The sequence below is a fragment of the Arthrobacter sp. 49Tsu3.1M3 genome (assembly GCF_900168135.1).
In the GTDB taxonomy this organism is placed as follows: Bacteria; Actinomycetota; Actinomycetes; order Actinomycetales; family Micrococcaceae; genus Arthrobacter.
This window is the reverse complement of record NZ_FUZD01000018.1, coordinates 41,029-55,293: the sequence shown is the minus strand read 5'-3', so window position 1 is coordinate 55,293 and position 14,265 is coordinate 41,029. Positions and strand designations below refer to the sequence as shown.

Annotated in this window: 14 protein-coding genes; 9 read left to right on the top strand and 5 right to left on the bottom strand. The window is 68.2% G+C overall.

Annotated features, from left to right (window positions below):
* Together B5X90_RS16470 and B5X90_RS16465 are read left to right on the top strand one after the other, a co-directional pair.
* The gene (locus B5X90_RS16470; protein WP_079554923.1) at positions 1-2,565 is read left to right on the top strand and encodes a hypothetical protein; all 2,565 of its coding nucleotides are present in this window, start codon (positions 1-3) and stop codon (positions 2,563-2,565) included.
* A 356-nt stretch (positions 2,566-2,921) separates the two neighbouring features.
* On the top strand, positions 2,922-3,548 hold the full coding sequence (locus B5X90_RS16465) for a dihydrofolate reductase family protein (RefSeq protein ID WP_079554920.1): 627 nt from the start codon (positions 2,922-2,924) through the stop codon (positions 3,546-3,548).
* A 40-nt stretch (positions 3,549-3,588) separates the two neighbouring features.
* Here B5X90_RS16465 and B5X90_RS21725 read toward each other — a convergent pair whose 3' ends face one another.
* From B5X90_RS21725 to B5X90_RS16450, 4 genes are all read right to left on the bottom strand, one after another.
* Complete coding sequence (locus B5X90_RS21725; protein ID WP_256860291.1) at positions 3,589-3,738, bottom strand: DUF4383 domain-containing protein; 150 nt, start codon at positions 3,736-3,738, stop codon at positions 3,589-3,591.
* The gene (locus B5X90_RS21720; protein ID WP_256860290.1) at positions 3,735-3,830 is read right to left on the bottom strand and encodes a DUF4383 domain-containing protein; all 96 of its coding nucleotides are present in this window, start codon (positions 3,828-3,830) and stop codon (positions 3,735-3,737) included. The genes B5X90_RS21725 and B5X90_RS21720 overlap by 4 nt, the downstream gene beginning before the upstream one ends.
* A 73-nt stretch (positions 3,831-3,903) precedes the next feature.
* Positions 3,904-4,467 carry a GNAT family N-acetyltransferase gene (locus B5X90_RS16455; RefSeq protein ID WP_079554917.1) on the bottom strand — a complete coding sequence of 188 codons (564 nt, stop codon included), beginning with the start codon at positions 4,465-4,467 and terminating at the stop codon, positions 3,904-3,906.
* Positions 4,468-4,527: 60 nt separating this feature from the next.
* A complete protein-coding gene (locus tag B5X90_RS16450) occupies positions 4,528-5,697 on the bottom strand; it encodes an acetate kinase (RefSeq protein WP_079554915.1) in 1,170 nt (389 codons plus the stop codon).
* 222 nt (positions 5,698-5,919) lie between these two features.
* On the opposite strand from B5X90_RS16450, the gene B5X90_RS16445 reads away from it, so the two are divergent.
* Positions 5,920-6,168 (top strand): hypothetical protein, encoded by a 249-nt coding sequence (locus B5X90_RS16445; protein ID WP_079554913.1) that lies wholly within the window; start codon positions 5,920-5,922, stop codon positions 6,166-6,168.
* An 81-nt stretch (positions 6,169-6,249) separates the two neighbouring features.
* Here the strand turns inward: B5X90_RS16445 and pta are convergent, their stop codons facing one another.
* On the bottom strand, positions 6,250-8,361 hold the full coding sequence (pta, locus tag B5X90_RS16440; protein WP_079555000.1) for a phosphate acetyltransferase: 2,112 nt from the start codon (positions 8,359-8,361) through the stop codon (positions 6,250-6,252).
* Between the two features lie 91 nt (positions 8,362-8,452).
* On the opposite strand from pta, the gene B5X90_RS16435 reads away from it, so the two are divergent.
* The 6 genes from B5X90_RS16435 to B5X90_RS16410 all read left to right on the top strand — a co-directional run bounded on the left by B5X90_RS16435 (position 8,453) and on the right by B5X90_RS16410 (position 14,260).
* Positions 8,453-9,013, top strand: a complete 561-nt coding sequence (locus tag B5X90_RS16435; protein ID WP_079554910.1) for a hotdog fold thioesterase — start codon at positions 8,453-8,455, stop codon at positions 9,011-9,013.
* Positions 9,014-9,029: 16 nt separating this feature from the next.
* On the top strand, positions 9,030-10,358 hold the full coding sequence (gene paaK, locus B5X90_RS16430) for a phenylacetate--CoA ligase PaaK (protein ID WP_079554908.1): 1,329 nt from the start codon (positions 9,030-9,032) through the stop codon (positions 10,356-10,358).
* Between the two features lie 31 nt (positions 10,359-10,389).
* Positions 10,390-10,995, top strand: coding sequence for a TetR/AcrR family transcriptional regulator (locus B5X90_RS16425; RefSeq protein ID WP_028276376.1), 606 nt, complete (start codon positions 10,390-10,392; stop codon positions 10,993-10,995).
* Positions 10,996-11,064: 69 nt separating this feature from the next.
* Complete coding sequence (locus tag B5X90_RS16420) at positions 11,065-11,925, top strand: DUF427 domain-containing protein (protein WP_079554905.1); 861 nt, start codon at positions 11,065-11,067, stop codon at positions 11,923-11,925.
* 267 nt (positions 11,926-12,192) lie between these two features.
* Positions 12,193-13,569: a chloride channel protein gene (locus B5X90_RS16415; protein WP_079554903.1), complete on the top strand. Its 1,377-nt coding sequence runs from the start codon at positions 12,193-12,195 to the stop codon at positions 13,567-13,569.
* Complete coding sequence (locus tag B5X90_RS16410) at positions 13,562-14,260, top strand: hypothetical protein (RefSeq protein ID WP_079554900.1); 699 nt, start codon at positions 13,562-13,564, stop codon at positions 14,258-14,260. Before B5X90_RS16415 ends, B5X90_RS16410 begins: the two co-directional genes overlap by 8 nt.
* The last annotated feature ends 5 nt before the right edge of the window (positions 14,261-14,265 follow it).

The following is a 14,265-nucleotide window of genomic DNA, read 5'->3' as shown; positions in this document are numbered from 1 at the left end:
ATGAGCACCGTGCACGGAGGGCCGTCCGGGCAGGACGGCCCTCCGGCCCTGCCTGCCACCGGCGGCGCCGCATCCGCCGCCACACCGCCCGACTCCGGAGCCGTATCCGGCGCCGGTGCACGCGCCGACGCCGGCCCGGCGTCCGCGGCGGTCGGCCTGCAGCCGGTTCCCGTGCGGGCCAAAGGCGTCCAGCTGATCGGCGAGGCGAAGGGATCCGGTTACAAGGAAGCCCCGTCCCTCGTGCGCCGTTCAGACGGCCAGACCATCCAGCTCACCCGGCTGCTGTACCTGGTGCTCGAGGCGATCGACGGCGAGCGGGGCCTGGAAGAAATCGCCGGGCACGCCAGTGACAGTTTCGGACGGCTCGTCAGTGCGGAGAACGTCCGCACCCTGATCACTTCCCAGCTCCTCCCCCTCGGCCTCCTGCAACTGGCGGACGGTTCCGAGCCGGCGGTGAAGAAATCGAACCCGCTGCTGGGCATGCGTTTCCGGTACTCGGTGACCGATCCGGACCGCACCCGGAAGATCACCGCGCCGTTCGCCACGCTGTTCAACCCCTTGATCGTGGTGGCCGTGACCGCGGCCTTCCTGGCCACGTGCTGGTGGGTGCTGATGGTCAAGGGGCTGGCATCCGCCACGCATGAGGCCTTCGCCAACCCCGGCCTGGTGCTTTTGATCCTGGTGGTCACGGTGCTCTCGGCCGGGTTCCATGAGTTTGGCCACGCCGCCGCCGCCCGCCGCGGCGGCGCCACCCCCGGAGCCATGGGGACCGGCCTGTACCTGATGTGGCCGGCCTTCTATACCGACGTCACCGATTCCTACCGGCTGGGGCGCGGCGGCCGGCTGCGCACGGACCTCGGCGGGCTGTACTTCAATGCCATCGTGGCCGTAGCGATCATGGGCATCTGGTGGGCCACCGGTTTCGACGCACTGCTGCTGGTCGTGGTCACCCAGATCCTGCAGATGGTCCGGCAGCTGATGCCTCTGGTCCGCTTTGACGGCTACCACATCCTGGCCGACGCTACCGGCGTCCCGGACCTGTTCCAGCGCATCAAACCCACGCTGCTGGCCCTGGTGCCGTGGCGGAAGACAGATCCCGAAGCCGGGCTCCTGAAGCCCTGGGCGCGGGCCGTGGTCACCATCTGGGTGCTCGTTACGGTCCCCCTGCTGCTGTTCAGCATGGCCACCATGGTGCTCACCCTGCCGCGCGTCCTGGGCACCGCATGGGATAACGGCCTGAAGCAGCAGGCCATGCTTTCCCACAGCGTCGCCACCGGGGACATCGCCGACGCCGCCGTGCGGGTGATCGCGATCGCCTGCCTGGCACTGCCAGTGCTGGGCATCTTCTACATCCTGCTGCGCCTGGTCCGCCAGCTGGCCACCGGGCTGTGGCGCAAGACGCGCGGCAAGGCCCTCCAGCGTGCCACCGCCATCCTTGCGATCGCGGCGGTGGCGGCAGGCCTCGCCTGGGCCTGGTGGCCCGGCGCTGACACCTACCGCCCGGTCCAGCCCTACGAGCGCGGCACCCTGGCCGACGCCACCACCGCCGTCTTCCCGGCCGCCGCCGCGGGCCGGATGGCGGAGGGCCAGTCGGGAACGACCGTTGCCCTGTGGCCGGAGGGCGCCCGAAGGCCCACACGCGAGGACCCGCAGCTGAGCATGGTGCTGGTGCCCCGGCAGGCGGGAACGGCCAACACGGCCGGCTCTGCGGCGGTGCCGGTTGCCCCTTCCTGGGTCTTCCCCTTCGACAAGCCAGCTGCTCCGGACGACGACGGCAACCAGTCCCTCGCGGTCAACACCACCGACGGTTCCGTGGTCTACGACGTCGCCTTCGCCCTGGTCTGGGCCGTGGACGGCGACACCGTGGACACCAGGAACGAGGCGTACGCGTTTGCCAGCTGCGCGGACTGCGCCGCCGTGGCGGTGGGCTTCCAGGTGGTCCTGATTGTGGGACAGACCGATGTGATCGTCCCCGAAAACCTCTCGGCGTCGGCGAACTACAACTGCATCCGGTGCCTGACCTACGCCCTGGCCAGCCAACTGGTCCTCACCCTCAATGGGCCCCTGAGCAGCGACGGCACGGCCAGGCTCAACGCGCTGTGGCAGGAGATCGCCGCCTACGGCAAGGACCTGCGGAACCAGCCGCTCTCGGAGATCCAGGGCCGGCTCAGCGCGTACAAGGAACAGATCATGGCGGTCATCAAGGCCGATCCGAGCGCCACCCCGGCCGGGTCCGCCGGCACAGCCCCGACGCCGGGCGCCACGCCTGGCGCAACCTCCGGCGCCACCTCGGGCGCCACGCCTGGTGCCACACCCGGTGCCGGTACCGCCGCCACGCCCGGTGCGACGTCCGGCGCCACTTCGGGTGCCGACCCCGGCAGCACGCAGGCCCCGGGTACGGGAGCCACCGGAGCCACGGCGCCGAGTGGCGGTACGACGTCGTCCGGTCCCGCCCCGGGCTCCGGCGCCACGGTGCCAGCAGGGCAGGACCTGACGCAGCCCGCGGCTCCTGCACCGGGCACGGTCACACCGGCGCCCGCATCCACCGCACCGCCGGCGCCCTAAGGCGGGGACCCGGATCCGGTCCGGACTGGGCCCGGATTGGACCCGATTTGACGCAGATGGCCGGAATGAGGACTTCATTCCGGCCATCTGCGTCAAATCGGCGCCTCGCCAGATCGCCACTCCGCCAGAGCGCTACCCCGTCAGGTCGGCGCTTCCCTTAGATTGGGGCTTCGCTGCGCCTTCAGATGCCGGATACCTGCTGCCGGACCTTCCATTCATCCGCGGGGATGGTGTACACCAATTCCGTGGCCCGTTCGTCCATTGTTGTGCCACCTTCCACCTGCCGTGCTTCCAGGCCCAGCCCGGCACCCAACCCCGGGCCCGGCACCCAACACCCCGCACGGAGAGGCAACACGATGAGACTAACGCTGACGGAGTTCCTCACATTGGACGGCGTGGCTCAGGGTCCCGGATCGCCCGAGGAGGATACCAGCGACGGCTTCTCACAAGGAGGCTGGTTCGTCCCCTGCCTTGACGAGGAATTCATCCAGCAGGCGGCACACTGGCTTGGCGAGGCGGATGCGTTGCTGTTCGGCCGCCGGACCTACGTCAACTTTGCGAGGGACTGGCCGAGAATCACGGACCCTGATGATCCGTTCTCGGAAAAGATGAACGGTTTGCCGAAGTACGTGGCCTCGCAGAGCCTGGCGCAGGCTGGTTGGGCGCCGACGACCATCCTGTCCGGGGACATCCCCGCTCAGGTTGCTGAGTTGAAGAGGCAGCCCGGCCGGGAGTTGCAGATCCACGGGAGTGCGCAGCTGGCCCAGTCGCTGCTGGGCAAGGGGCTGATCGACGAACTGAGGCTGGTGATCGCCCCTGTGGTGGTGGGCAACGGCAGGCAACTGTTTCCGGCCGGAGGCGCCCCGGCGGGCCTGCGCCTGGTCAGCAACGAGGCGACGCCGGGCGGACTCGCGATTCTTGTCTATGAGCCGGCAGGGCTCCCGACGTACGGGACCTATGAGCCTGGTTCGTCCGGCGCTTGAGGCCCGTGGTTGAGCTTGAGGCCGCTGGTTGAGTCGGCCGCTACGCTGCACCCTCCTTCGTCACCGCGGACTTCGTCTCCACGGCATCCCTGCCGAGCCACAGGCCCAGTCCCATCATGGCGACGCCGAGAAACAGATGCAGCCAGTTGTCGGCGGAGTTGAACGGAACAAAGTTGGCGCCCGCGCTCATATACCGACCACCAGGCCGTAGATCCACAGAAGCAGGTACACCGCGCCGCCGCCGACCAGGAACATTCGGGCCATCCGATCTGTCCGGGCCATGGCAAGGCCTGCCACGCCGAGCAGCCCTCCACGAACCCAGACGGGCTTGCCCGAGTTCAAGCGCCGGGCCCGGTCAGCGGGCCTTCCACTCGTCCGCGAGGATGGCGTACACCACCTCCGTCGCCCATTCTCCCTTGTAGTGCCATTTGTCCACCTGCCGTGACTCCAGGCGCATGCCGAGCCGTTCACAGAGCGCCGCCGAGGCCGTGTTCAGGGCATCGAGCTTGGCGTCGATGCGGTGGAAGCCCAGGTCCTCGAAGCCGAGCTTGAGCAGCGCCCGGGCGGCCTCGCTCGCGATGCCCCGTCCCCGCGCCTCCGGGGCCAGGCTCCAGCCGATCTCGGCCTGCCCGCACCCCTCCAGCCATTTCAGCACCACCTCGCCGAGGAGTCCGGGCGAATCCTGGGCCTCAATGGCCAGGGCCACCCAGTCGCCCTCCTTCTCGAACTCGAAGTTGGCATACCGTCCCACCGTTTCCATCGACTGGGTATAGCTCTTGGCCTCGCGGGGCAGGAACCGGGCGGTTTCCGGGAGCGAGTGGTAGGCATGGAAGGCATCGAGGTCGGCGGCTGCAAAACGCCGCAGCACCAGCCGCTCGGTGCGGATGGGCAGCGGAGGCAGTGGCTTGGGTTCATTCATGTCCCCAACGCTACCCATCCATTGCTGCGGAAGCGCCGTTTTGCGCGGCCAAATGGGCGGCTACGGAGCAACCGATGCATGGGCGACGACGGCGGCCGTTGCCTCGGCGATCGCCCGTTCCTCGTCGGTGGGGACCACCAAGACCGGCAGGGCCGACGTCGGGGTGGAAATGACGCGGGGTTCCTTGGACCGCTCCCGGTTCAGCCCGGCGTCGAGTTCGACGCCGAGGGCACCGAGCCGCTGCGCCACCAGGTTCCGGAACTGGTGCGAGTTCTCGCCGATCCCGGCCGTGAACACAAGGGCCTTCGCGCCGCCCACGGCCACGTGGTAGCCGCCGATGTACTTCGCGAGCCGGTAGGACGCGACCGCCAGGGCCATGGCCGCCTTGGCATCGCCGGCTTCCGCGGCCTCCACCACGGAGCGCATGTCGTTGTTGCCGGCCAGGCCTTTGAGCCCGGACTGCCGGTTCAGCATCGAATCCAGGTCCTCGGGTGACCATCCGTTCCGGCCGAGGAAGACCAGGATGGACGGGTCGAGGTCGCCGGAGCGGGTGCCCATGACCTGGCCTTCTAGGGGGGTGAATCCCATGGACGTGTCGATTGACTGGCCGCCGCGGATCGCGGTGACCGAGGCGCCGTTCCCCAGGTGGGCGATCACGGCGTCGAACTCCTCGACCGGAACATCCAGCAGCGCCGCCGCCCGGTGCGCAACGTATTCGTGCGAGGTGCCGTGGAAGCCGTAGCGGCGGATCCCGTGGTTCGTGTAGAGCTCGTCCGGTACCGCATAGCGCCAGGCGTGCTCGGGCAGGGTGCGGTGGAAAGCGGTGTCGAACACGGCCACCTGCGGCAGTTCGGGCCACTTCTTCGAGATCGCGCGGATGCCGAGGACGTTGGCCGGGTTGTGCAGCGGAGCGAGCGGGTTCAGCCGTTCAATGGCCCGGGTGATCTCGTTGTTGACCAGCACCGGCTCGGCGAAGCGCTCCCCGCCGTGCACCACGCGGTGGCCGACGGCATCCAGTACGCGGTCCCCCAGGGCGTCGTGGATGGCCGCGTCCACCTGCTCCAGCGCCTCGGCGTGATCGCGCGGGCCCTCGATCTGGCCGTCGCCCTCACCGCCGGCACCCATGCCGATCTTCTCGATCAGGCCTTCGGTGAGCACGCTGCCGGCCTCGACGTCGCGCACCTGATACTTGAGCGAGGACGAGCCGGAGTTGATGACGAGCACGAGCATGGGGCCTCCTAAGCCTTGGCTTCGACGCTACCCGAGGGTGCGCCGGGACTGGCATCACGCCGGAGCCTGGCCGAGCGCTCCGTGGGATCCACTATAAATTGCCGGACCAAATTGCCGGAACGCCAGTGGCGCCCATCCGTTGCGAAAGCCAGTCCGTTGCGGAAGCCGGGCCGGGCGCTTAGAGTCGGCGGACCAACTGCACAACTCACGAAGGGGATTTCCATGACTGACGACGCGACCCAGCCGGAGGGCACCGAACCCGCCAGCGGTTCCGGTAAACCGGATCCCACCGGCATCGTCGGCGCGAACCCGGCCCTGGACGACACAGGAAACCCCAAGTCCGCCGAGGTCGGCGAAGCCCCCGAGCCCCCCGAGAACCTGGAGGACCTGGATCTCACGCCGGCGGGCCTGGCCGATGAGCCCGCCAAGGAGGAAGACCCGGACAACCCGGCAAAGCCGGAAAACAGCTGACGGAAAACAGCTGACGGGAACAGCTGACGGGAACAGCTGACGGAAAACAGCTGACGGGGACAGCTGAGCCGGAACAGATGACTATGCGCGGGCAGCCGCGGGTTCCGGTTCGGTAGCGGGCTCCACGGACTGGGCCTGGATGGCCGTAATGGCCACGGTGTTGACGATGTCCTCCACCGTGCAGCCGCGCGAGAGGTCATTGACCGGCTTGCGCAGGCCCTGCAGGACCGGCCCGACGGCGACCGCCCCCGAGGACTGCTGCACGGCCTTGTAGGTGTTGTTGCCGGTGTTCAGGTCCGGGAAGATGAACACGGTTGCCTGCCCTGCCACGGACGAGCCGGGCATCTTGGACGCGGCGATGGCGGCGTCGACGGCGGCGTCGTACTGGATGGGCCCCTCCACCGCGAGGTCCGGGCGCCGGCTGCGCACGAGTTCGGTGGCCTGCCGGACCAGGTCCACGGCCCCGCCCGAGCCGGAGCCGCCCGTGGAATAGGAGAGCATCGCGACCCGCGGCTCGACGCCAAACTGCACCGCCGTTTCCGCAGAGGCCAGCGCAATGTCCGCGAGCTGCTCCACGTTGGGTTCAGGATTCACGGCACAGTCGCCGTACACCAAGACCCGGTCCGGCATGAGCATGAGGAACACCGAGCTGACGATCTTGACGCCGGGCCGGGTCTTCACGAATTCCAGTGCCGGGCGGATGGTGTGGGCCGTGGTGTGGGCGGCGCCGGAGACCATCCCGTCCACCACGCCCAGCTGGACCATCATGGTGCCGAAGTAGCTTTCGTCCTGCATCACCTCGAGGGCCTTGGCCAGGTCCACGCCCTTGTGCGCGCGCAGTTCCGCGTACTCGCGGGCGAAATCGCCCCGCAGTTCGGACGAGGCGGGATCCACGATGTTGATGCCGGTCAGATCGACGCCATGGGTGGCTGCGACCTCGCGGACGTCGGCCTCGCGTCCGAGCACGGTGAGTTCGCAGACGTCGCGGCGGTGCAGGATCTCGGCGGCGCGCAGGATCCTCAGTTCCTTGCCCTCAGGCAGGACGATGTGGCGGCGCTGAGACCTGGCCCGCCCGATGAGCTCATGCAGGAACCGCAGCGGGGTCATCCGTTCCGGCCGGGGCAGGTGCAGGCGCTCCAGGAGCTCGGCCTCGTCCACCCGCCGCGCCCAGAGCCCCAGGGCGGACGCGATCTTCCGACGGTGCCCGGACCAGATTTCGCTCCGGACTTCGGAGACGCGTTTGGCGGTGACATAGGTGTCGTCGGGAGCGGCGAAGATCGGGAAGGGCGCCTGCGCCAGGAGTGAGTAGATGGTCGGGTCCGGGGCCAGGCCGCCGGTGAGGATCAGGGCCGACGGCACCGGGAACTCCGGCGAGAACGAGGACGCCAGGCAGGCCACAAGCACGTCCGCCCGGTCGCCGGGGACGATCACCAGCGCGCCGTCGTTGAGCACGTGCAGGAAGTTGGCGACGTTCATCGCCGCGACCTTGATGGAACGGACATCGCGTTCCAGGTCCGGGAGGCCGGCCACCTGGCCGAGGCCCAGGGCCGAGGCGACCTCTCCGGTGGTGGGCCGGGCGATGTCGTCCAATTCCGGGAAGACATAGACGGGACGGCCGGACGCGCCGGGCTTCACGGCGGCGGCAATGGCCTCGAGGTCTTCCGGGTCGACACGGTTGACCATGATTGCCAGGAGCTCGCAGCGCTCCGCGAGGAGTTCTTTGCGCGCCACCTCGACGGCGTCCGCGGCCTCGGGTGCGGTGAGGCCGCGTGCGCCCACCACCGCCACCACGGGGGCGGCGAGGTTATTGGCCAGCCGGGCGTTGAGGTCGAACTCGACAGCGGCGTCCTGGCCGGTCAGGTCGGTTCCCTCGACGATCACGACGTCGCAGTGCTGGGACAAATCGGCGAAGATTTCGACGCACCGGGAGTTGATTTCCTCGCGCTTTCCTTCGGCCAGGAGACTGCGGACCTCGGCGAACGTCAGGCCGCCCCGGCAGCGCTCGTCGTCCAGGCCGAAGCGGGACTTCATGACGGCCACCATGGGGTCCGAGGCGGGGTCGGAGCCGTTGACCACGGGCTTGAAGAAGCCGATCCGGTCCGCGTGCCGGTGGAGGGTGTCCGCCAGTCCCAGCGCTACGAGGGACTTGCCGGAGCCCGGGGTGGTCGCGCTGACATAGATTCCTTTGGCCATGTGTCCCAGCATACTTACACCCCTTGACAGCGGGCACCCAGATGGGATTACCTAATGAACATTCGGTAAATAAAGCTGGAGGCAACGAGGCATGGCTGAACTGACGATTTCCGGTGACACCCACCCCATCCTGAAGGACGACTATGCCTCCGAATGGATGGGCATCGAGGTTCTCGCACTGGACGACGGGCACGCCACGATCCGGATGACGCTCCGCCAGGAAATGCTCAATGGCTTCGGCATGGCCCACGGCGGAATGATCTTCGCCTTCGGCGACACAGCCTTCGCGCTGGCCTGCAACCCGGCCAGCGGAAAACCCGGCGAAGCCGGGATCGACAGCGGCACCATCACCGTGGCTTCCGGCGTCGACATCAACTTCCTCAAGCCGGCCTTCCGCGGCCAGGTCCTGACCGCCATCGCCAACCGCCGCGCCAGCACCGGGCGCAGCGGCCTCTACGACGTCCAGATCTACGCCGCCGATCCCGGCGCGGGCGCGCCTTCGGCGCCGCAGCCGGCACCCGCCGGCTCGGTTCCCACCGCGACGGTCCCGGGCGAACTCCCCACCGACCCCGCCACCGGCGCCGCCGCAGCCCACCAGAGCGAACTCATCGCCGAGTTCCGCGGCCGCAGCCGCACCATCTCCAAGAAATAGAAACAGGGAACCACAGATGACCCAAGAAACTGCCGCCGCCACAACTGACGCCGTCCTGGACCGCGAGGAGACCATCTCCCGCGACGAACTCGAGGCGCTTCAGCTCAGCCGCCTGCAGCACACGGTGGCCTACGCCTATGACCGCGTCCTCCTGTACAAGCGCAAATTCGACGAGGCCGGCGTCCACCCGGCGGACCTGCGTGAGCTCTCCGACCTCGCCAAGTTCCCCTTCACCACCAAGGAGGACCTCCGCCTCGAATACCCCTTCGGCATGTTCGCCGTGCCGCAGAACGAGGTCGCGCGGATCCACGCCAGCTCCGGGACCACGGGCCGCGCCACCGTGGTGGGCTACACGAAGAAGGACCTCGCCGACTGGGCCAAGCTTGTGGCCCGCTCGCTGCGCGCCTCCGGCGTCCGGCCCGGCATGAAGGTCCATAACGCCTACGGCTACGGGTTGTTCACCGGCGGCATGGGCGCCCACGCCGGCGCCGAAGCCCTCGGCTGCACCGTCATCCCGATCTCCGGCGGCCAGACCGAACGCCAGATCACCCTCATCCAGGACTTCAAGCCCGACGCCATCCTGGCCACCCCCACGTACCTGCTGACCATTGCCGACGCCATGATCAAGCAGGGCATCGACCCGGCCTCCACGTCCCTGAAGTACGCGGTCCTGGGCGCCGAGCCGTGGACCGAGGAAATGCGGCACGAACTCGAGACCACCATGAACCTCAAGGCCTGCGACATCTACGGCCTCTCCGAGGTCATGGGCCCGGGCGTCGCCGGCGAAGCCGTGGAAACGCAGGACGGCAGCCACATCTGGGAGGACCACTTCCGGCCCGAGATCATCGACGCCTTCGACCCCACCGTGGTGCTGGGCGACGGCGAACCGGGCGAACTGGTCTTCACCTCGCTCACCAAGGAAGCGCTGCCGATCATCCGGTACCGCACCAAGGACCTCACCCGGCTGCTGCCCGGTACCGCGCGTCCGGCGCACCGGCGCATGGGCCGCATCACCGGCCGCAGCGACGACATGATCATCCTGCGCGGGGTGAACCTGTTCCCGTCCCAGATCGAGGAGATCGCCCTGCGCATCCCGGAGCTCAGCCCGCACTTCCAGCTGGAACTCACCCGGCCCGAGGGCCATCGGATGGACCAGATGACCGTCAAGATCGAGCGCCGCGACACCGTCACCGTCGAGGGCGCGGCGGCAGCCGCCAAGGTCCTGCAGCAGCAGATCAAGATCCACGTCGGCTCCTCCTGCGCCGTCGACGTCGTCGACCCCGGCTCGCTGGAACGGTCCAACGGCAAGCTGCGCCGGATCTACGACATGCGCCCCAAGGGCTGAGTGAGCACCCGAGCGTGAGAAACTAGGCACTATGCCCAGCACAGCAACCACCACCAAGCGCGGCCGCCCCGGCTACGACCAGCAGTCGGTGCTGGTCATCGCCGTCGACGTCTTCAACCGCCACGGCTACGACGCCACCTCGATGGGCATCCTTGCCGAGAACCTGGGCATCTCCAAGTCCGCGATCTACCACCACGTCCCGTCCAAGGGCGACCTGCTGAAGCTCGCCCTGGACCACGCCCTGGGCGGCCTCGAGGCGATCCTGGACCAGCCCGGAGCAACCTCCGGTTCGGCCGATGCCCGGCTGGAGTTCGTGGTCCGCCAGACCATCTCGGTGCTGGTGGAGCGGCTGCCCTTCGTGACGCTGCTGCTGCGCCTGCGCGGGAACACGGAGATCGAGCGGGATGCGCTGGAACGGCGCCGCACCTTCGACCACAAGGTCGCCGCACTGATTTCCGAGGCCCGGGATGAGGGCTCGCTCCGCCAGGACATTGACCCCCGCACCGTCACCCGGCTGCTGTTCGGCACCATCAACTCGATCGTCGAGTGGTACAAGCCGGGCGGCTCGCTGTCCCCGGAGAAGCTGGCCGACGACGTCATCACCATGGCGTTCCACGGCCTTCACGTCCCCCGCTGACCGCACGCCGGCCGGCGGGTGGCCGGGACAGTCGTTGACGGCAGGATAACGGACGCCCACCCTGTAGTCATGGCCACGAAGCTATCTGACGTCCTCTTCAGCACGTTCCCCGATTTGCGGTACCAGCCCACCGCGAAAAGGGTCCGCGCCTTGGTGGGCGGGCGGCCCGTCGTCGACACTCTGGGCGCGCTCCTGGTGTGGGAGCCCAAACGCGTCACCCCCCTCTACGCCGTTTCCGAAGGCGACCTCCGCGCCGAACTGGCGCCGCCGGGGCAGCAGGCGGGCGACGTCCCCGAACACGGCTTCAGAATGGGCCGGGAGGGGCCGCGGGCACTGGATCCGCGCACGGCGTTCGGCAGGCACACGGCGGCCGGTGAGGAGCTCGACGTCGTCACTCCCCAGGGGAGGCTGCCCCGCGCTGCCTTCCGGCCGGCGGACCCCGACCTCGCCGGCTATGTGGTCCTGGATTTCAACGCTTTCGACTGGCTCGAGGACGACGAGGAGATCATCGGCCACCCCCGTGATCCGTTCCACCGTGTGGACATCCGGGCGTCCTCGCTCACCGTTGAGGTAGGGCTCGACGGCGTGACGCTCGCCTTGACGAACGGCGCGCAGCTTCTCTACGAAACCATGCTGCCGGTGCGCTACTACATTCCGCCGTCGGACGTGCGGCTGGATCTGATGGAAGAAAGCCCCAAACTGACCGTCTGCCCGTACAAGGGGCAGGCGAGCTACTGGAGCTTCCCGGGCTCCGAGCAGGGCAGGAACGTCGCGTGGAGCTACGACCGGCGGTTCCGCGACGCCGCCCAGATCCACAGTCTTGTCAGTTTCTTCAATGAGCGGGTGGACATCACGGTGGACGGCGTCCGGCAGGAGCGCCCCGTCACGCCATGGTCCCGCCCGGACGGACCGGCGGCACCCGGGGTGTGACCGCAGCGCCTTGGTTCTCTTTCACCCGCATTGGGTGACGACTGCCCCCCACTGGAAGGGTTAGCTTGGAGAACATCTGAAGGACCACCTCTATCGCTTGTGAGACCTCGCCAAAGGCTCCCGCCGTCCGGCGGAAGGAGGAGGGATGATGTTCTGCTCGTTGATCATCGGTGACCCGCGGTGTTGCCGGCCGGGCACGCCGCCGCGAGCTGGAAGAAGGACATTCGGGGTCACCCGAATCGTCACAGTCGCGCCGGGTTGCCGGGAATGAGCGAGCCTGCCGCGTCGCCGCCCAGTTTCGATCCGGCCGTCGTAATCCGTTCCCGGGCGTACATCTCTGCGCTCGTACTGGCAGCGGTCCTGGGCGTTCCCATCTCGGTGATTGCCTACGGCTTTCTCGCTTTGGTCGCGGCGGTCCAGCAGTACGTGTTCGTCGGGCTGCCGGAACAAGTCCTCGGGGGTCCCGCTCCTGCCTGGTGGCCGGTTCCGTGGTTGGTGCTGTGTGGGTTATTGACGGCGTTGACCATCCGGTATCTGCCGGGAACCGGGGGCCACTCACCGGCTTTCGGCTTCAAGACCGGTGGCGGTCCGCCCAGCGGCCGGGAGCTCGTGGGCATCGTTCTCGCGGCGCTGACCACGCTCAGCCTCGGTGCGGTGCTCGGGCCGGAGGGTCCGCTGATCGCGATCGGCGGCGGCCTCGGGGCGTTGGCGGTGTACCTGGCGAAGAAGGACGCCCCGCCGATGGCCCTGACGATCATGGCGTCGGCCGGCAGCTTCGCAGCGGTCAGTACCCTGCTCGGATCCCCCGTGCTCGGTGCTTTCCTGATCATGGAGGCCGCCGGGATCGGGGGGATGACGCTGAGCCTGATGGCCCTGCCCGGACTGCTCGCTTCCGGCGTCGGGGCGCTGGTGTTCGTCGGCCTGGATGGCTGGACCGGGCTGGGCAGCTTCTCGCTGGCGCTGCCCGTCGTGCCGCCTGCGGTGCCGCCGACCCTGGCGACGCTGGGCTGGGCGGTGATCATGGGCGGCGTCGGCGCGCTGTTGGGATGGTTGATCCGCTGGGTCGGGCTCTCGCTGCGTCCGGTCGTACATCTGAACCGGGTGCTGGTGACCTCCGGGCTCGGCCTGCTGATCGGTCTTGCCGCGATGACCTACCAGTTGATCTCTGGGAACAGCTTCACGCAGGTCTTGTTTTCGGGGCAGGACGCCCTTCCGGATCTGGTCGAGCACGCCACGGACTACTCGCTGGCGGCGCTCCTGCTGCTGATCGCTTGTAAGGCCCTGGCCTACGGGCTCTCGCTGAGCGCATTTCGTGGTGGGCCCGTGTTCCCTTCAATGTTCATCGGTGCGGCGCTGGGTATTGCCGCGAGCGGGTTGCCCGGAATGAATCTCGCGGCAGGGCTCGGCATGGGCATGGGAGCCATGTGCGCAGCCATGCTGCGGCTGCCGTTGACGTCGACGCTGCTGGCCACGCTGCTGCTGGGAGTGGATGGTGTGGCGGTCACACCGCAGGTGGTGGTGGCTGTGGCGGTGGCCTTCGTAATCTCCAACGTGCTCCCGGTCCCGGGCCCGAAAGCGCCCGCGGCGCCTGACGCTGTCGGCAAGGTCCGACGTCGGGCTGCCTCGAGGGCCGACAATGACTGAGACCTCGAGCGCGGGCCGTTTGACCGTACGGGACCGGTGGATCGCCTGGTTGTTCATTGTTGGCTCGAGTCTGTTCGCCCTGGGAGCGGTGCCGTTATACGCCGAGGCCGTGGGATTGCGCTTGAGTGCAGTCACATTCTTCATCGGTTCGCTGTTCTTCACCTCTGCGGCGTTCCTGCAGTACCGCGAAGCCGTTGACGCGCTCCCGGCCGTGGGTGCCACGCCGCGCCATTCGTTTTGGGTTTGGGCGCCGCGAAATCCCGGCTGGCTTGCTGCCGCGGTTCAACTAGCCGGCACGCTGTGGTTCAACTGGAGTACGGCTAACGCAATGCGGGTCAATCTCAGTGTTGCGCTGACCGAGCAGCAGGTGTGGCGACCCGACGCTCTGGGTTCAGTCGCCTTCCTCGTTTCAAGCGGTGTGGCGTTGCGGGATGCCAGTCGCGCCGTTGCCGGCAGGCCCAGGCCCCGGGTGTGGAAGATCGGCGTGATCAACGTGGCCGGCTCTGTTGCGTTCGGCATCTCGGCTGTCGCGGCCTTTGTCATACCGTCGAGCGGCGATGTATGGAACGCCGAGCTCTCCAATCTCGGCACATTCGTGGGAGGCCTGTGCTTCCTCGCCGGCGCGATTCTGATGCTGAGTCCAGAATCCACCGATGCCTCGTCTCCCGCGGGCCGGGGAACTCATCCGTAACACCT